Consider the following 15,790-nt stretch of genomic DNA (forward strand, 5'->3'; position numbering starts at 1 on the left):
CTTTTCATGAACATCAAGACAGCCCTGAGCCGTATCGTCGATCACCTCGACCTCAGCACCGATGAAATGCGCGATGTCATGCGCGAGATCATGACCGGGCAATGCTCGGATGCGCAGATTGGCGCGTTCATGATGGCCATGCGCATGAAGAGCGAAAGCATCGACGAAATCGTCGGTGCCGTGTCGGTGATGCGCGAACTGGCGGACAAGGTCGAACTCAAGACCCTCGACGGTGTGGTCGATGTGGTGGGCACCGGCGGTGACGGCGCCAATATCTTCAACGTGTCGACCGCTTCCGCTTTCGTGGTTTCGGCGGCCGGTTGTACGGTCGCCAAACACGGCAACCGTGCAGTCTCGGGCAAGAGCGGCAGTGCCGACCTGCTGGAGGCGGCCGGTATCTATCTGAACCTGACGCCGGTGCAGGTGGCGCGCTGCATTGACAATGTTGGTATTGGTTTCATGTTTGCCCAGACTCACCACAGCGCGATGAAATACGCCGCCGGCCCGCGTCGGGATCTGGGTCTGCGTACTTTGTTCAACATGCTCGGCCCGCTTACGAATCCGGCCGGTGTGAAGCATCAGGTGGTCGGCGTATTTACCCAGGCCTTGTGCCGGCCGCTGGCGGAAGTGTTGCAGCGCCTGGGCAGCAAGCATGTGCTGGTGGTGCATTCGAAGGATGGCCTGGACGAATTCAGCCTGGCCGCGCCGACCTTTGTCGCTGAACTGAAGGACGGCCAGGTCACCGAGTATTGGGTCGAACCGGAAGACCTGGGCATGAAGAGCCAGAGCCTGCATGGTCTGGCCGTGGAAAGCCCGGCGGCTTCCCTGGAACTGATTCGCGATGCCCTGGGCAAGCGCAAGACCGAGAACGGTCAGAAAGCGGCCGAGATGATCGTGCTCAATGCCGGTGCCGCACTGTATGCGGCCGACCTTGCCAGCAGCCTGAAAGAAGGCGTTGCCTTGGCGCACGATGCGCTGCACACCGGCCTCGCTCGAGAAAAGCTTGAGGAACTGGGTGCATTTACCGCGGTATTCAAAGTGGAGAATGAGGGATGAGTGTACCGACGGTTCTGGAAAAGATTCTGGCGCGCAAGGTTGAGGAAGTCGCCGAGCGTAGCGCTCGCGTCAGCCTCGCCGAGCTGGAAAATCTGGCCAAGGCGGCCGATGCACCCCGAGGTTTTGCCAAGGCGTTGCTGGCCCAGGCCAAGTTGAAGCAACCGGCAGTCATTGCAGAAATCAAGAAAGCCTCGCCGAGCAAAGGCGTGATCCGCGAGAACTTCGTTCCCGCCGACATCGCCAGAAGCTACGAGAAGGGCGGTGCGACCTGCCTGTCGGTGCTCACCGATATCGATTATTTCCAGGGCGCTGATACCTACCTGCAGCAGGCCCGTGCGGCATGCAAGCTGCCGGTGATCCGCAAGGACTTCATGATCGATCCGTACCAGATCGTCGAAGCCCGGGCCCTGGGGGCCGATTGCGTGCTTTTGATCGTTTCCGCGCTGGATGACGTGAAAATGGCCGAGCTGGCAGCCGTGGCCAAAAGCGTCAACCTCGATGTGCTGGTGGAAGTCCACGACGGCGACGAACTGGAACGGGCCTTGAAAACCCTCGATACTCCGCTGGTTGGCGTGAACAACCGTAACCTGCACACTTTCGATGTCAGCCTGGAAACCACCCTCGACCTGTTGCCGCGTATTCCGCGCGATCGTCTGGTCATCACCGAGAGCGGCATTCTCAACCGCGCCGATGTCGAACTGATGGAAATCAGCGACGTCTACGCGTTCCTGGTCGGCGAAGCGTTCATGCGTGCCGAAAGCCCGGGTACCGAGTTGCAGCGTCTGTTCTTCCCTGAGCGCGGCGTGCCTGTCAGCGGCTCAACCCTAGACTAAAAAGCATCGCGAGCAAGCTCGCTCCCACAGGGTTTGATGGTGGCCACAAAATCTATGAGCTGCCGGGATCAAATGTGGGAGCGAGCTTGCTCGCGATAGCGGCATAAGAAGCACCACAGACTTTATGTCCTACGGAATACCTTATGACCTCACCAATTTCCCTGACCATCGAAGCTGGCCTGAAAGCCGAACAGGATCTGTTGGCCTCGGTATGCGCCGGCGACGCGGAGTTCGGCCTGCTGTTCTGGCAGCCGAGCGATCGGGCGCTGGTCATGCCGCGCCGTTTGAACCGCCTGCCCGGTTTCGAGGCTGCATGTGAAGTGTCGGCGGCGGCAGGTTGGCCGGTGTTGTTGCGTGAAACCGGTGGCGAGCCGGTGCCGCAATCGGCCTCGACCATCAACATCGCACTGGTTTACGCGCCGCCGCGCAGCGAAGGGGATCTGAATCGCATCGAAACCGGTTACCACCGTTTGTGCGATCCGATTTGTCAGTTGCTGGATGAGTTGGGTGGTACTTCGTCCCTGGGTGAAATCGAAGGCTCTTTCTGTGACGGTCGCTTCAACGTCAACCTCGATGGACGCAAAATGGTCGGAACCGCCCAGCGCTGGCGCCAGAGTCAGGGGGGGCAGCGTCCGGTAGGACTGGTGCACGGAGCGATGCTGATCGATAACGAGCGAGCGTCAATGGTCGCCGCGGTCAATCGTTTCAACGAGGCCTGCGGTCTGGAGCAACGGGTACGCGCCGAAAGCCACATCGCGCTGCATGAGAAGTTCGCGGCACCCCATGCACTGGCACGTCTGGACGAACTCTACCGGTTGATGCTGGCGCAGATGTTCAGCGGCTAGGTTTTCGAGCTTATCGCGTACCGAAGACCACCATGGTCTTGCCTTTGACGTCCACCAGGTTGCGTTCTTCAAGATCCTTGAGCACGCGACCGACCATCTCCCGCGAACAACCGACAATCCGCCCGATTTCCTGGCGGGTCACCTTGATTTGCATGCCATCGGGGTGCGTCATGGCGTCTGGCTGTTTGCACAGCTCCAGCAGACAGCGTGCGACTCGACCGGTTACATCAAAGAATGCCAGGTCACCGACCTTGCGCGTAGTGTTGCGCAGGCGCTGTGCGATTTGTCCGCTGAGGACGTAAAGAATATCCGGATCCTGCAGGGACAACTCGCGGAATTTCGCGTAGCTGATTTCTGCGACTTCGCATTCAACCTTGGCCCGCACCCAGGCGCTGCGCTCCTGTTCCAGGCCAGCCTGCTCAAACAGACCCAACTCGCCGAAAAAGTCCCCGGGGTTCAGGTAGGAAATGATCATTTCCCGGCCGTCGTCATCTTCGATCAGGATGGTGACTGAGCCTTTGATGATGAAGAACAGCGTTTCCGAGCGGTCGCCGGCACAAATGATGTTGCTCTTGGCCTGATAACGGCGGCGCTGGCAATGCATCAACAGCTTGTCGACGTTCTTGATCTTGGGGTTGGGGGCAATAGCAACCATGGTTGTATCCCGAAAAGACTGCACGGAGTGTTTGGATTTTTGTAGGAGCTGGCGAAGTCTGCGATCTTTCTAGTCGCTTCATAGCTGGCCATGCGCCAGCGAATTGGCGTCAGCTTAACAGACACTTCCTGCAATATTCGAGCATTTACCTACAGGGCGGTGGGATATGTCCTAGGACGCCGGGCGCTGTCAATCACGGGGCCTGTGCTAAGCTGGCGACCCTTTTTTATACAGTGGAGTCTTGGCGATGAAGGCACGCATCCAATGGGCTGGCGAAGCCATGTTCCTCGGCGAATCCGGTAGCGGTCATGTCGTGGTCATGGACGGTCCGCCCGATGCCGGCGGACGTAACCTGGGTGTCCGGCCGATGGAAATGTTGCTGCTGGGTGTCGGCGGTTGCAGCAATTTCGATGTAGTCAGCATCCTCAAGAAGTCCCGCCAGGCGGTCGAAAGCTGTGAGGCCTTCCTCGAAGCCGAGCGCGCGACCGAAGATCCAAAGGTGTTCACCAAGATCCACATGCATTTCGTGGTCAAGGGCCGCGGGCTGAAAGAAGCCCAGGTCAAACGTGCCATCGAGTTGTCTGCCGAGAAGTATTGCTCGGCCTCGATCATGCTCGGCGCGGCCGGTGTCGAGATTACTCACGACTACGAAATCATCGAGCTCGGTTGAATCGACATTCAACTATCATAAAAGCAGTGCAGACTCTGGCGATCCCAAGCTGACGTCTGCATAATGCGCCACTTTTTTCAGGGTAGTGGCCCGTCAGCCGACAGGCCTCGCACCCGAACAGACAACCAAAATCGCCATCGCGAAGAGGTGTTAACCGTCCTACGCAGGTGCGTTGTTCGCATCTGACGGGCATGCTTGATCACGCGGCCGGGCCGCAAACACATAGAGAGTTTTTAACGGTGAAAAGCAAACTCAAGCTCCACGGGTTCAATAACCTGACAAAGACCTTGAGCTTCAACATCTATGACATCTGCTACGCGGAAACTCCGCAAGACCAGCAGGCTTACGTCGAGTACATCAATAAAGAGTACAACGCGAAACGCCTGACGCAGATCCTCACGGAAGTTGTCGATATCATTGGTGCCAACATCCTGAACATTGCCAGTCAGGACTATGAGCCACAGGGCGCCAGCGTCACGATTCTGATTTCTGAAGAACCGGTGACCCCGACCGATAGCCAGATCGAAGAGTCCCCGGGCCCGTTGCCCGAAATCATCCTGGCCCACCTCGACAAGAGCCACATCACGGTGCACACCTACCCGGAAATCCATCCGGACGACGGCATTGCAACCTTCCGTGTGGACATCGACGTGTCGACTTGCGGGGTTATTTCACCGCTTAAAGCGCTCAACTTCCTGATTCACCAGTTCGATTCGGACATCGTGACCGTGGATTACCGTGTGCGCGGCTTCACCCGTGACGTTGAAGGCAAAAAACACTTCATCGACCATGAGATCAATTCGATCCAGAACTACCTCTCCGATGACACTTACGACGCGTACCAGATGACCGACGTGAACGTGTACCAGGAAAACCTGTTCCACACCAAGATGCTGCTGAAGAACTTCGAACTGGATAACTACCTGTTCGGCGACGCCACCAGCAACCTGTCCTCTGAGCAGCGCGCCCAGGTGACCGAGCGGGTGAAACACGAAATGCTCGAAATCTTCTACGCGCGCAATATGGCGTAAGATTTTCGGACACAAAAAAGGCGACTCCCTCACGGCAGTCGCCTTTTTTATGTCTTGCCCTGGCCCTTGTAGGAGCGAGCTTGCTCGCGATGGACCTGAGAGCGACACGTTTATCCAGATACACCCGTTATCGTTGACGTCCTTCGCGAGCAAGCTCGCTCCTACAAAAATCTGAAATCAGATCCGATAAGTACTCTTGGTCATCACCTTGGCCATCAGGCTCATCCCGAACTTCACCGGTGCCGGAAAGCGGAACCCGCCAGCATCCAGCGCACTTTCGGCATGTTGTTCTTCATCGATACGCATCTGTTCAAGAATCGCCCGGGATTTTTCATCCTCGGCCGGCAATTGCTCCAGATGTTCGTTCAGGTGTTTGCACACCTGGTCTTCCGTTGCCGCAACGAACCCCAGGCTGACTTTGTCGCTGATCAGGCCGGCCACTGCGCCAATCCCGAACGACATGCCATAAAACAGCGGATTGAGGATGCTGGTGTGGCTACCCAGTTGATGGATGCGTTGTTCGCACCAGACCAGGTGATCGATTTCTTCTTCGGCGGCATGCTCCATCGCAGCACGCACTTGCGGCAGCTTGGCGGTCAGCGCCTGTCCCTGGTACAGCGCCTGGGCGCAGACTTCGCCGGTGTGGTTGATGCGCATCAGGCCGGCAACGTGGCGCGTGTCTTCGTCGCTCATTTTCGCATCCGGCTGCACGATGGCGGGCGACGGACGGTACGGCTGGCCGCTGAAGGGCAGCAGTGTGCGCATCGCGGCATCGGCTTGCAGCAGAAGGCGGTCAATTGGCGAGTAGTGACGTTGGGTTGTCATGCTGACCTCCGGGGGAATTTCGGCGGCCAGTTTAACCCAATCGGCCGGGGAAGGTTTGCGCTGGGTCATTGTGATGCAGAGACTGTGACAGTGTCGTGATGCCTTTTGTGGGAGCGGGCTTGCTCGCGAAGAGGGTCTGACATTCAGCATCCATGCTGGCTGATACTCCGTCTTCGCGATCAAGTCGGATCGCCGCACCGCCGCTCCCACAGGGGGAGGCAGCAATCAGCCCGGCGGCCAGTGCATCTGGCGCTGACCCAGTACGTGCATATGTATGTGATAGACAGTTTGCCCACCCAGTTCATTGCAGTTCATGACGACGCGGAAGCCGTCTTCGCAACCCAGTTCCTTTGCCAGGCGCTGGGCGGTGAACAGGATGTGCCCCGCCAATGTCTTGTCGTCCTCGGTCAGGTCGTTCAGGGTGCGAACGGGTTTCTTCGGGACCACCAGGAAATGTACCGGTGCCTGTGGGGCAATGTCGTGGAAGGCCAGAACCTGGTCGTCCTCGTAAATGATCTTCGCCGGGATTTCCCGGTTGATGATCTTGGTGAACAGAGTATCCACAGCTGTTTTCTCCGTTGTTTGGGCTGGCCTGAGTGTACTCATGGCGTATGCCTGCGCCCAGCCTTTTACCTTGGGTTGGATCAGCGCGGGCAGTAGGCCTTGTTGACCATGCCGGCGATTGTGCGAGTCAGCCACCGCGAGCCAAGCCGCGGCAGGAAGGCGAACCAGCGGTTGCGCCGCCCGGGAATGATGATCGCCTTGTTCTTTTCCAGTGCGCGCACGGTGTAGAGCGCCACTTCCTCGGGGCTCATCAGCAGTTTGCTGTTGGTCAGCTTTTCGCTGTCGAGTTGCGCGGTACGGAAAAACGCCGTGCGGGTCGGCCCGGGGCAGAGCACCGAAACCTTGATTGCACATTTTTTCAGTTCGACGCGCAATCCTTCGGAAAAGTGCAGCACATACGCCTTGCTGGCGTAATAGGTGCTCATCCACGGCCCCGGCTGAAACGCCGCCACAGAGGCCACATTCAGAATCTGCCCGCCGCCTTGCAGGGCCATGCTGTTGCCGATGGCATGGCACAGGCGGGTGAGGGCGAGGATGTTCACTTCGATCAGGTCTTGCTCGGTCATCCAGTCCTGGGCCAGAAACGGGCCGCATGTGCCGATACCGGCGCAGTTGACCAGCAGATCGATTTGCCGGTCGCCTTCTTCCAGCTCCAGCAGGAATCCGGACAGGCGCAGTGGTTCGCCCAGGTCGCAGGCACGGAACAGCACTTCCACGCCGAACCGTTGGGTCAGTTCAATCGCAATACTTTCCAGCTGATCACGTTGTCGGGCCACCAGAATCAGGCTGCGGCCGCGCCGGGCCAGCGCTTCGGCCATTGCCAGGCCGATGCCGCTGGAGGCGCCAGTGATCAGAGCGTAACGGGTCATGCAGTTCTCCATCGCAACAGCTCCGCGCCGCGACGCAGGTGTCAGGGGCCAGGAGCGCTGTTCATTCTTTCGCAGAGTCTACAGGGGGCTGGGCCTCTTCGGCTGCATCGTCGGAGGAATTTGGCACCGGTTCGACCTCGACTTCGATTTCATCGGTGGTGACCGAACTGCTGTCGTAGCTGCTCTGGGCGGCACTTTTGTATTCTTCCCGTATCGCTGTGAGACCACCGGCCAGCGAGCCGAACAGAACCAGCGCGATAACGATCAGCCACAGCGAAGACAGTACCTTGACTGCGGTACTGTTCGGCGGAGGCGGCGGGCCGTAGCGGTTGGCGGTGTCGTTGCCCGGCACAACCATGATCACGAACGGAAAGAAACTGCCAACGAACGGCACCAGGTTCAGCAGCCACAGCCAGCCGGACCAGCCGACATCGTGCAAACGTTGAACGGTGATCTGGATGCTGACGAATACAAATCCGATGAACAGGATAAAGGCCAGCAAGCTGCCCAATATCAGGCCGGCGGTCGAATCCGCGCCGATGATAGCCAGGGCGACCAAGGCAAACACCCCGCACACGGCCAGGAGCACAGTTGACAGCACCAGCGTCCAGGCGAGGTAGCGCAAGCGGCCGATACGGCCATCGAAACTGAAGGGTTTGAGCGTGGCGAATTCCGCTACGGCTTCGCCGACGGGCGCGCGAGGCGGCGCGTAAGGGGACTGCGGATCTGCAAAAGGCGCCTGGCTGCTGGTCGGAGCATGGTCATGAACGTCGGCGAGGTTCAGCTCGATCGGCGTTTCGGCTTCGATGCGGGCATCGATACCGGTTTTGCTCAGCGCCTGGAGATAGGTCTGGGCATCGGCGTGCGACAGGTTGCGTTTGAGCGCTACCGGACGCCCGGTGAACAGGCGCTCAATGGCCGTGACATCGCTTTTGAACAAATCGGCGAGATTGAGCTTTGCCGTGGTGATGTCGACACCGGGCAGCAAGGCGCCCTCGAATACGATTTTGAAATGATTTTCGCCCATGTGCGAAGCATCCTTGTCGCGAGAGGTTGAAAGAACAATGTTGTGCCCGGGCGAGTGTAAGTCCAGCCGGGCAAGACTGGCCAAGGTTTGCTGTCAGCGCGGCCAGCGTTTTGGCAACTGGGCGGCATGCTCCAGGGCCTGGCGGTACTCCGCGTCGAGACGCGCAATCAACTGCTCGACACTCGGCAAGTCTTCGATTTCTCCTACGCCCTGGCCTGCAGACCAAACGGTCTTCCAGGCTTTGGCCTCATCGCTCACGGGTTTGAGCTTGGAACCGAAGTTGATCTCGCCCTTGCCTTGCAAGGCGGCCATGTCGAAACCGGCGGCCTCCAGGCTCTGGCGCATGAAGCTCGCGGGGACACCCGACACGGCTGGAGTATGGATGATGTCTGCCGCTTTGGATGTCAGCAGCATTTCTTTGTAGGCGTCGGGCGCGTGACTTTCGGTCGTGCCGATAAATCGTGTACCAAAGTAGGCCAGATCCGCGCCGAGCAATTGAGCGGCAAGAATTTCGTGGCCGTGGTTCAAACAGCCGGCCAGTAACAGGGTCTTGTCGAAAAACTGGCGGATTTCGGCAATCAGTGAGAACGGGCTCCAGGTCCCCGCGTGTCCACCGGCGCCGGCAGCCACGGCGATCAAGCCATCCACGCCTGCTTCGGCCGCTTTCTCGGCATGACGACGAGTGGTCACATCATGAAACACCAGGCCGCCGTAGCTGTGCACCGCGTCGACCAGTTCTTTCACGGCGCCCAGGCTGGTGATCACGATCGGCACTTTGTGCTCGACGCAGATCTGCAGATCCGCCTGTAAACGAGGATTGCTGTTGTGGACGATCAGGTTCACGGCATAAGGCGCGGGATTCTCCATTGTCGCCAGCCCGGCTTCGATTTCTTCCAGCCAGGCCTTGAAACCGCTGCTTTCGCGCTGGTTCAGCGCCGGGAAGCTGCCGACCACGCCCTGGCGACAACAGGCGAGTACCAATTGCGGATTGGAAATCAGGAACATCGGCGCCGCCACTACGGGCAGACGCAAACGTTCTTCGAGCAGAGCGGGCAGCGACATTGGAAGTACCCCGGTAAGTTGTGCCTGGTGGATTTAGAACGGCCGAACGACGACCAGAATTACGATAGCCAGCAATATCAGAACCGGCACTTCATTGAACCAGCGATAAAAGACATGGCTGCGGGTGTTCTCGCCACGGGCAAAACGTTTTACCTGGGCGCCGCACATGTGGTGGTAGCCGATCAGCAACACGACCAGGGTCAGTTTGGCGTGTATCCAGCCACCCTGGCTGAAGATGCCTGGATTGAGGTAGATGAGCCAGCCGCCGAAGATCAGCGTGGCGATCATCGCCGGGCCCATGATGCCCCGGTACAGCTTGCGCTCCATGACACTGAAGCGTTCCTTGCTGATCGTGTCTTCACTTTGTGCGTGATAAACGAACAGTCGTGGCAAGTAAAACAGGCCGGCAAACCAGCATACGACGCTGACGATATGAAACGCTTTGAGCCACAGATAGAGCATTTTTGGTTATTCCCCAATTCACGGTAGTGGGAATAGTAGGGGGTTGAGCGTCCGCACGTCACCTTGACGGTTGTCGCAGGGGCGCGCGGCCCCTATTATCGACGGCTTTCCAGTGGGTTCGTTGAGGGCAGGTTTATGGTCAAGGTCGGTATCGTCGGCGGCACGGGTTACACCGGTGTCGAACTGCTGCGTCTGTTGGCGCAACATCCGCAAGCTGAGGTGGTTGTCATCACTTCCCGATCCGAGGCTGGCCTGGCCGTGGCCGACATGTATCCGAACCTGCGAGGCCATTACGACGGCCTGGCGTTCAGCGTTCCGGACATCAAGACCCTGGGTGCCTGCGATGTGGTGTTCTTCGCCACACCGCACGGTGTAGCCCATGCCTTGGCGGGCGAGTTGCTGGCGGCCGGGACCAAGGTCATCGACCTGTCGGCGGACTTCCGTCTGCAAGATGCGGATGAATGGGCCAAGTGGTACGGCCAGCCGCACGGTGCACCGGAGTTGCTGGACGAGGCGGTCTACGGCTTGCCGGAAGTAAATCGCGAACAGATCAAGAAAGCGCGCCTGATTGCCGTGCCGGGCTGCTATCCAACTGCAACGCAATTGGGTTTCCTGCCATTGCTCGAAGCCGGCCTGGCCGATGCTGCGCATCTGATTGCTGACTGCAAGTCCGGCGTCAGCGGTGCCGGTCGTGGCGCTTCCGTAGGTTCGTTGTACTCCGAGACGTCGGAAAGCATGAAGGCTTATGCGGTCAAAGGTCACCGTCACCTGCCGGAGATTCGCCAGGGGCTGCGTCGCGCAGCAGGCAAGGACGTCGGCCTGACCTTCGTTCCGCACCTGACGCCGATGATTCGTGGCATTCACTCCACACTCTACGCAACTGTTGTTGATCGCTCGGTGGACTTGCAGGCGCTGTTTGAAAAGCGCTACGCCAACGAACCGTTCGTCGATGTGATGCCGGCCGGCAGCCATCCGGAGACGCGTAGCGTACGGGGTGCCAACGTCTGCCGCATTGCCGTGCATCGCCCTCAGGACGGTGATCTGGTGGTGGTGCTGTCGGTGATCGACAACCTGGTCAAAGGTGCTTCGGGTCAGGCCGTGCAGAACATGAACATTCTGTTCGGGCTGAATGAGCGTCTGGGCCTGTCCCACGCCGGCATGCTGCCGTAAGCGTTATCGCGTACAGCAAAAGGCCCGTCTGACGGGCCTTTTTGCATTCCGGGCCGGCGACTGGATTGGTTGATATACCATAACAATAGTTGACCGCTTTTCTAGGAGAAGCGGATAATGCGCGTCATCACGCAATATGACGGCGTAACGCCGGGAGATAGTCAGCATGAGCGTCGAATCCTTCACCCCCACGGCTTTGCAATTCACCCACGGTGCCGCGCACAAGGTGAAGAGCCTGGTCGATGAAGAGGGGAATGATCGCTTGAAGCTGCGCGTATTCGTTACGGGCGGCGGTTGTTCAGGTTTTCAGTACGGCTTCACCTTCGATGAAGAAGTGGCCGATGACGACACCATCGTCGAGCGCGAAGGTGTGAGTCTGGTTGTCGATCCGATGAGCTTCCAGTACCTGGCAGGTGCCGAGGTGGACTACCAGGAAGGTCTGGAAGGGTCGCGTTTCGTCATCAAGAACCCGAATGCGACCACCACTTGTGGCTGCGGTTCTTCGTTCTCGATCTGATCGGCGCACCTGTTTCACAGAACGCCGCACGGCCTCAGGGCCTTGCGGCGTTTTGCTGTGTGGAGGGTTTATGCGGGGTAGATGGCGCCGAGGACCCGTAATCCACGGGCGCCGGTAACGCTTGGGCGATTGGCGGCGATGCCTTCGAGGCAGCAGTGAGCGAGCCAGGCAAACGCCATGGCTTCGACCCAGTCAGGATCGACGCCATATGCTGATGTGCTGCTGACTTTCGCCTTCGGCAGCAGACTGGCCAGGCGATTCATCAGTGCGGCGTTATGCGCGCCACCGCCGCAGACCAGCACTTCTTGAGTCTCTTTCTGGGCGCCTTGCAGCGATTCGATGATGGTCAGTGCGGTCAGCTCAAGCAGCGTTGCCTGTACGTCTTCGGCAGCGAAGGTCGGCAGCTGCGCCAGGTGCTGCATCAACCATGGCAGGTTGAAGACTTCCCGGCCGGTGCTCTTCGGGCCTTGGGTGACGAAGAAGGGGTCGCTGAGCAGTGCCTTCAACAGATCGGGTTCAACCTTGCCGCTGGCGGCCCATTGGCCGTCACGGTCATAGGTGTCGCCGCGCTGCTGATGAATCCAGGCATCCAGCAGCACATTCCCTGGGCCGCAGTCGAAACCGGCCACCGGTTTGCCGGGCTCGATCAGGCTGAGGTTGCTGAAACCGCCGATGTTCAGTACGGCACGGTTGCCGGCCCGCTCTTCGAACAAGGCTTCATGAAAGGCTGGAACCAGCGGAGCGCCTTGACCGCCGGCGGCTACGTCGCGGCTGCGGAAGTCGCTGACCACGGTGATACCCGTCAGCTCGGTCAGCAGCGCCGGGTTGCCGATTTGCACCGTGAAACCGCGCGCTGGTTCATGGCGAATGGTCTGGCCATGGCTGCCAATCGCGCGGATATCGTCAGGGATGAGGTGCTGTTGAGCGAGGAGGGTATTGATGCCCTGTGCCGCGAGCTTTACCCAGTTTTGCTGGGCGATGGCGGAGCGGGCAATCTCGTCCGGACCGCTGGCGCACAAGCCAAGCAGCTCTGTACGCAGGGAATCGGGCATGGGGATGTAGTGCGTGGCGATCAGCCTGATCGCCGGGGTCTGCTCGATCAGCGCGATGTCCAGGCCATCAAGGCTGGTCCCGGACATCACACCTATATAAAGCGCCATGACTTAACGCTTGGCCGAAGCCAGCTGAGTGGCTTTTTCCTGGTCCATGCGCGCCATCAGCGGTTGGCTCTGTGCCAGGAAGCGTGCGCGCTCGGCTTTGGAGATTGGATCGGCCATCGCGACTTTCTGGCCCAGCGGGTCGACGTGCACGCCATTCACCTGGAACTCGTAATGCAGGTGCGGACCGGTGGAGAGACCGGTGGTGCCGATATAGCCAATCACCTGGCCCTGTTTCACCGTGCCGCCAGTCTTCACGCCTTTGGCGAAGCCTTGCATGTGGCCGTAGAGCGTTGTGTAGGTGTTGCCGTGCTGGAGGATCACGGTATTGCCGTAGCCACCACGGCGGCCGGCCAGCAACACCTTGCCATCACCGGCAGCCTTGATCGGCGTGCCGCGCGGTGCAGCGTAGTCGACGCCTTTGTGGGCGCGGATCTTGTTCAGGATCGGGTGTTTGCGGCCCATGGAAAATTTCGAGCTGATGCGGGCGAAGTCCACCGGTGTGCGGATGAACGCCTTGCGCATGCTGTTGCCGTCAGCAGTGTAGTAACTGCTGTTGCCTTGTTTGTTGGTGTAGCGCACGGCGGTGTAGGTCTTGCCGCGGTTGGTGAAGCGCGCCGACAGGATCGGGCCAGTGCCGACGGCCTTGCCGTTGACCACTTTTTGCTCGTAGATCACATCGAACTCGTCGCCCTGGCGAATATCCTGGGCGAAGTCCACGTCGTAGCCAAACACACTGGCCATGTCCATGGTGAGGCTGTGAGACAGGCCGGCGCGGGCTGCGGACTGCGACAGCGAGCTGTTGATCACGCCATGAACGTAAGCCGAGCGCACGGTTGGTTTTGCGGTAATGCGGTTGAAGGTATAGCCCTTGTCGTTCTTGGTCAGGCTGATGCTTTCGAGGTCGTTGAGCTTGCTGTGCAGGTTGGTCAACTGGCCGTCAGGACTCAGTTCGAATTCGAGTTTTTGCCCGTGCTTGAGCTGGCTGAACTGCTTGGCCTGCTTGTCGCTGGCCAGCACGTCGTGCACTGAGGTGGCTGGTAGGCCGACTTTCTCGAACAGCGTAGAGAGGGTGTCACCCTTGGTGACGATCACTTCCCTGTGGCTTGCCGTCTTCTTTTCTTCGACGACCGGCACCGGTGCAGGTTCGGCTTGAGCGGTTTCCTGGGTGTCCTCGGCGCTGTTTTCGATCTGCGCGAAGGGGGAGGTTGCTGGTTCATTTGTGGCTTGAACGGCGTCAGCAGCGTCTTGTTCTTGTGTCAGTTGTTCAGCGGGGCTTTCCAGTTCAAGACTCAGGGTTGTCTTTTTGGCTTCGACATCGCTGGAAGGGAATACCAGGAGCGCCAGACTGAGAAGGGCGGCGATGCCACTTGCAGCAAGCAAGTGGGTCTTCGGGTAAAGCGGCGGCGCTTTAGACGATTCTGTGGTCATAAGTGGTTTTGACTTTGAAAAAGATGAATTGGAAAAGATGAATGACATGATGAAGATGAAATAACTGTATAAAATATAACCAAATCATCTCTGAAGCAAGTCCGTAGGCACTCTGTCTGCGGATTGGCGTCCGTGCGCCGGGCAAACCTTGTATTTGACGCGCGATCTTGTATGGTTGGTTCCCTTTGAATCTGAGCCTTGCGGGTCTGTTATGAAGTCGGTTGAAGAGCAGCTAGCGCTGATCAAACGTGGTGCGGAAGAACTGTTGGTCGAGTCCGAGCTGATTGAAAAGCTCAAGCGTGGCCAGCCGCTACGTATTAAGGCGGGCTTCGATCCAACGGCTCCGGATCTGCACTTGGGTCACACCGTGCTTATTAATAAGCTGCGCCAGTTCCAGGAGCTGGGGCATCAGGTGATCTTCCTGATTGGTGACTTCACCGGAATGATCGGCGACCCGAGCGGCAAGAGTGCCACGCGTCCACCGCTCACTCGCGAGCAAGTCCTCGAGAATGCCGAGACCTACAAGACTCAGGTCTTCAAGATTCTGGATCCGGCAAAAACCGAAGTGGCATTCAACTCCACCTGGATGGATCAGATGGGGCCGGCCGACTTCATTCGCCTGACTTCGCAATACACCGTGGCTCGTATGCTCGAGCGCGATGACTTCGACAAGCGCTACACAACCAATCAGCCAATCGCCATTCATGAGTTCCTTTATCCGCTGGTTCAGGGTTATGACTCTGTGGCTCTGCGCGCAGACGTGGAGCTCGGTGGCGCCGATCAGAAGTTCAACTTGCTGATGGGGCGTGAGCTGCAGCGTGGTTATGGTCAGGAAGCCCAGTGCATTTTGACCATGCCGCTGCTTGAAGGTCTGGATGGTGTGAAGAAGATGTCCAAGTCCTTGGGTAACTACGTCGGCATCCAGGAGGCGCCGGGTGTGATGTACGGCAAGCTGGTTTCCATTCCGGATGCGCTGATGTGGCGTTACTTCGAGTTGCTCAGCTTCCGCTCCATGGATGAGATCAATGCGTTCCGCGCTGATGTCGAGGCGGGTGCCAATCCGCGCGATATCAAGATCAAGTTGGCTGAGGAGATCGTTGCGCGCTTCCATGGTGAGGAGGCTGCGGCCAATGCTCATCGTGCCGCCGGTAACCGTATGAAGGATGGCGAGCTGCCGGATGATCTGCCGGAAATCGAATTGACTGCTGCCGAAGACATGCCGATCGCTGCTGTCCTTAATAAAGCGGGGTTGGTTAAGAACTCGGCGGTGGCGCGAGATCTCCTGAGTTCCGGTGGTGTACGTATAGATGGTGAGGTTGTCGATCGCACCTTTATATACGCACTGGGCGCGACCCATGTTTGCCAGGCCGGGAAGAAGGCATTTGCGCGTATTACGCTCAAATCCGAATAAAGCTGAAATAAGGGGTTGACGGCGAATTCTAGAGGCCTATAATTCGCCCCACTTCCGGCGCAGTCGAAACGGAAAACTCCTTGGTAAACAAAGAGTTACGCAGTTTTCGGCAGCAGGTTGCTTCAGTTCATCGAAGCACAAAGGGAGTTGAAAAAGAGGTGTTGACAGCAGCGTGTAACGCTGTAGAATTCGCCTCCCGCTGATG

17 protein-coding genes are annotated in these 15,790 nt (G+C 58.5%); 8 read left to right on the forward strand and 9 right to left on the reverse strand.

The genetic code is table 11. The annotated features are described in order from the left end of the window. The first annotated feature begins 6 nt into the window (after nucleotides 1–6). From trpD to ABIE16_RS26190, 3 genes are all read left to right on the forward strand, one after another. A complete protein-coding gene (gene trpD, locus ABIE16_RS26180; protein ID WP_057713085.1) occupies nucleotides 7–1,056 on the forward strand; it encodes an anthranilate phosphoribosyltransferase in 1,050 nt (349 codons plus the stop codon). After that, nucleotides 1,053–1,889: an indole-3-glycerol phosphate synthase TrpC gene (gene trpC / locus ABIE16_RS26185; protein WP_340317315.1), complete on the forward strand. Its 837-nt coding sequence runs from the start codon at nucleotides 1,053–1,055 to the stop codon at nucleotides 1,887–1,889. The genes trpD and trpC overlap by 4 nt, the downstream gene beginning before the upstream one ends. A 143-nt stretch (nucleotides 1,890–2,032) precedes the next feature. Then, nucleotides 2,033–2,734 carry a lipoate--protein ligase family protein gene (locus tag ABIE16_RS26190; protein WP_429522217.1) on the forward strand — a complete coding sequence of 234 codons (702 nt, stop codon included), beginning with the start codon at nucleotides 2,033–2,035 and terminating at the stop codon, nucleotides 2,732–2,734. Nucleotides 2,735–2,744: 10 nt separating this feature from the next. Here ABIE16_RS26190 and crp read toward each other — a convergent pair whose 3' ends face one another. Further along, nucleotides 2,745–3,389 carry a cAMP-activated global transcriptional regulator CRP gene (crp, locus tag ABIE16_RS26195; protein WP_154861053.1) on the reverse strand — a complete coding sequence of 215 codons (645 nt, stop codon included), beginning with the start codon at nucleotides 3,387–3,389 and terminating at the stop codon, nucleotides 2,745–2,747. Nucleotides 3,390–3,636: 247 nt separating this feature from the next. Between crp and ABIE16_RS26200 the strand changes: the two genes are divergently transcribed. After that, nucleotides 3,637–4,059 carry an OsmC family protein gene (locus tag ABIE16_RS26200; protein ID WP_008061600.1) on the forward strand — a complete coding sequence of 141 codons (423 nt, stop codon included), beginning with the start codon at nucleotides 3,637–3,639 and terminating at the stop codon, nucleotides 4,057–4,059. A 239-nt stretch (nucleotides 4,060–4,298) separates the two neighbouring features. Then, nucleotides 4,299–5,090 (forward strand): adenosylmethionine decarboxylase, encoded by a 792-nt coding sequence (gene speD / locus ABIE16_RS26205; RefSeq protein WP_057713089.1) that lies wholly within the window; start codon nucleotides 4,299–4,301, stop codon nucleotides 5,088–5,090. Nucleotides 5,091–5,267: 177 nt separating this feature from the next. Here speD and coq7 read toward each other — a convergent pair whose 3' ends face one another. From coq7 to hemJ, 6 genes are all read right to left on the reverse strand, one after another. Beyond that, nucleotides 5,268–5,915, reverse strand: a complete 648-nt coding sequence (coq7, locus tag ABIE16_RS26210; protein WP_008051652.1) for a 2-polyprenyl-3-methyl-6-methoxy-1,4-benzoquinone monooxygenase — start codon at nucleotides 5,913–5,915, stop codon at nucleotides 5,268–5,270. A 225-nt stretch (nucleotides 5,916–6,140) separates the two neighbouring features. Next, a complete protein-coding gene (locus tag ABIE16_RS26215) occupies nucleotides 6,141–6,479 on the reverse strand; it encodes a histidine triad nucleotide-binding protein (protein WP_057713090.1) in 339 nt (112 codons plus the stop codon). An 80-nt stretch (nucleotides 6,480–6,559) separates the two neighbouring features. Then, complete coding sequence (locus tag ABIE16_RS26220) at nucleotides 6,560–7,348, reverse strand: SDR family NAD(P)-dependent oxidoreductase (protein ID WP_032829767.1); 789 nt, start codon at nucleotides 7,346–7,348, stop codon at nucleotides 6,560–6,562. A gap of 61 nt (nucleotides 7,349–7,409) precedes the next feature. Continuing rightward, nucleotides 7,410–8,375: a DUF805 domain-containing protein gene (locus ABIE16_RS26225; RefSeq protein ID WP_154861054.1), complete on the reverse strand. Its 966-nt coding sequence runs from the start codon at nucleotides 8,373–8,375 to the stop codon at nucleotides 7,410–7,412. 93 nt (nucleotides 8,376–8,468) lie between these two features. Continuing rightward, nucleotides 8,469–9,437 carry an NAD(P)H-dependent flavin oxidoreductase gene (locus ABIE16_RS26230; protein ID WP_429522218.1) on the reverse strand — a complete coding sequence of 323 codons (969 nt, stop codon included), beginning with the start codon at nucleotides 9,435–9,437 and terminating at the stop codon, nucleotides 8,469–8,471. 33 nt (nucleotides 9,438–9,470) lie between these two features. Then, nucleotides 9,471–9,899, reverse strand: coding sequence for a protoporphyrinogen oxidase HemJ (gene hemJ, locus ABIE16_RS26235; RefSeq protein WP_046039521.1), 429 nt, complete (start codon nucleotides 9,897–9,899; stop codon nucleotides 9,471–9,473). A 135-nt stretch (nucleotides 9,900–10,034) separates the two neighbouring features. Between hemJ and argC the strand changes: the two genes are divergently transcribed. Both argC and erpA read left to right on the forward strand, forming a co-directional pair. After that, nucleotides 10,035–11,069 (forward strand): N-acetyl-gamma-glutamyl-phosphate reductase, encoded by a 1,035-nt coding sequence (argC, locus tag ABIE16_RS26240; RefSeq protein ID WP_429522219.1) that lies wholly within the window; start codon nucleotides 10,035–10,037, stop codon nucleotides 11,067–11,069. 166 nt (nucleotides 11,070–11,235) lie between these two features. Then, nucleotides 11,236–11,586, forward strand: a complete 351-nt coding sequence (gene erpA / locus ABIE16_RS26245; RefSeq protein ID WP_007906865.1) for an iron-sulfur cluster insertion protein ErpA — start codon at nucleotides 11,236–11,238, stop codon at nucleotides 11,584–11,586. A gap of 68 nt (nucleotides 11,587–11,654) precedes the next feature. On the opposite strand, the gene ABIE16_RS26250 is transcribed toward erpA, so the two are convergent. Both ABIE16_RS26250 and ABIE16_RS26255 read right to left on the reverse strand, forming a co-directional pair. Further along, nucleotides 11,655–12,746: an anhydro-N-acetylmuramic acid kinase gene (locus ABIE16_RS26250; RefSeq protein ID WP_057713093.1), complete on the reverse strand. Its 1,092-nt coding sequence runs from the start codon at nucleotides 12,744–12,746 to the stop codon at nucleotides 11,655–11,657. A 3-nt stretch (nucleotides 12,747–12,749) separates the two neighbouring features. Next, nucleotides 12,750–14,174 carry a peptidoglycan DD-metalloendopeptidase family protein gene (locus ABIE16_RS26255; RefSeq protein ID WP_150813979.1) on the reverse strand — a complete coding sequence of 475 codons (1,425 nt, stop codon included), beginning with the start codon at nucleotides 14,172–14,174 and terminating at the stop codon, nucleotides 12,750–12,752. Nucleotides 14,175–14,385: 211 nt separating this feature from the next. Here ABIE16_RS26255 and tyrS point away from each other — a divergent pair, with 211 nt between their 5' ends. Further along, nucleotides 14,386–15,585 carry a tyrosine--tRNA ligase gene (tyrS, locus tag ABIE16_RS26260; protein ID WP_429522220.1) on the forward strand — a complete coding sequence of 400 codons (1,200 nt, stop codon included), beginning with the start codon at nucleotides 14,386–14,388 and terminating at the stop codon, nucleotides 15,583–15,585. Nucleotides 15,586–15,790 lie beyond the last annotated feature (205 nt).

The organism is Pseudomonas sp. 2725 (assembly GCF_050434585.1).
Taxonomy (GTDB): Bacteria; Pseudomonadota; Gammaproteobacteria; order Pseudomonadales; family Pseudomonadaceae; genus Aquipseudomonas; species Aquipseudomonas jessenii.

What these genes read in the sequence shown, in the direction of transcription:
- trpD (WP_057713085.1), top strand. Translation starts at nt 7, where the DNA reads ATGAACATCAAGACAGCCCTGAGCCGTATCGTCGATCACCTCGACCTC.
- trpC (WP_340317315.1), top strand. Translation starts at nt 1,053, where the DNA reads ATGAGTGTACCGACGGTTCTGGAAAAGATTCTGGCGCGCAAGGTTGAG.
- ABIE16_RS26190 (WP_429522217.1), top strand. Translation starts at nt 2,033, where the DNA reads ATGACCTCACCAATTTCCCTGACCATCGAAGCTGGCCTGAAAGCCGAA.
- crp (WP_154861053.1), bottom strand. Translation starts at nt 3,389, where the DNA reads ATGGTTGCTATTGCCCCCAACCCCAAGATCAAGAACGTCGACAAGCTG.
- ABIE16_RS26200 (WP_008061600.1), top strand. Translation starts at nt 3,637, where the DNA reads ATGAAGGCACGCATCCAATGGGCTGGCGAAGCCATGTTCCTCGGCGAA.
- coq7 (WP_008051652.1), bottom strand. Translation starts at nt 5,915, where the DNA reads ATGACAACCCAACGTCACTACTCGCCAATTGACCGCCTTCTGCTGCAA.
- ABIE16_RS26220 (WP_032829767.1), bottom strand. Translation starts at nt 7,348, where the DNA reads ATGACCCGTTACGCTCTGATCACTGGCGCCTCCAGCGGCATCGGCCTG.
- ABIE16_RS26225 (WP_154861054.1), bottom strand. Translation starts at nt 8,375, where the DNA reads ATGGGCGAAAATCATTTCAAAATCGTATTCGAGGGCGCCTTGCTGCCC.
- ABIE16_RS26230 (WP_429522218.1), bottom strand. Translation starts at nt 9,437, where the DNA reads ATGTCGCTGCCCGCTCTGCTCGAAGAACGTTTGCGTCTGCCCGTAGTG.
- hemJ (WP_046039521.1), bottom strand. Translation starts at nt 9,899, where the DNA reads ATGCTCTATCTGTGGCTCAAAGCGTTTCATATCGTCAGCGTCGTATGC.
- argC (WP_429522219.1), top strand. Translation starts at nt 10,035, where the DNA reads ATGGTCAAGGTCGGTATCGTCGGCGGCACGGGTTACACCGGTGTCGAA.
- erpA (WP_007906865.1), top strand. Translation starts at nt 11,236, where the DNA reads ATGAGCGTCGAATCCTTCACCCCCACGGCTTTGCAATTCACCCACGGT.
- ABIE16_RS26250 (WP_057713093.1), bottom strand. Translation starts at nt 12,746, where the DNA reads ATGGCGCTTTATATAGGTGTGATGTCCGGGACCAGCCTTGATGGCCTG.
- ABIE16_RS26255 (WP_150813979.1), bottom strand. Translation starts at nt 14,174, where the DNA reads ATGACCACAGAATCGTCTAAAGCGCCGCCGCTTTACCCGAAGACCCAC.
- tyrS (WP_429522220.1), top strand. Translation starts at nt 14,386, where the DNA reads ATGAAGTCGGTTGAAGAGCAGCTAGCGCTGATCAAACGTGGTGCGGAA.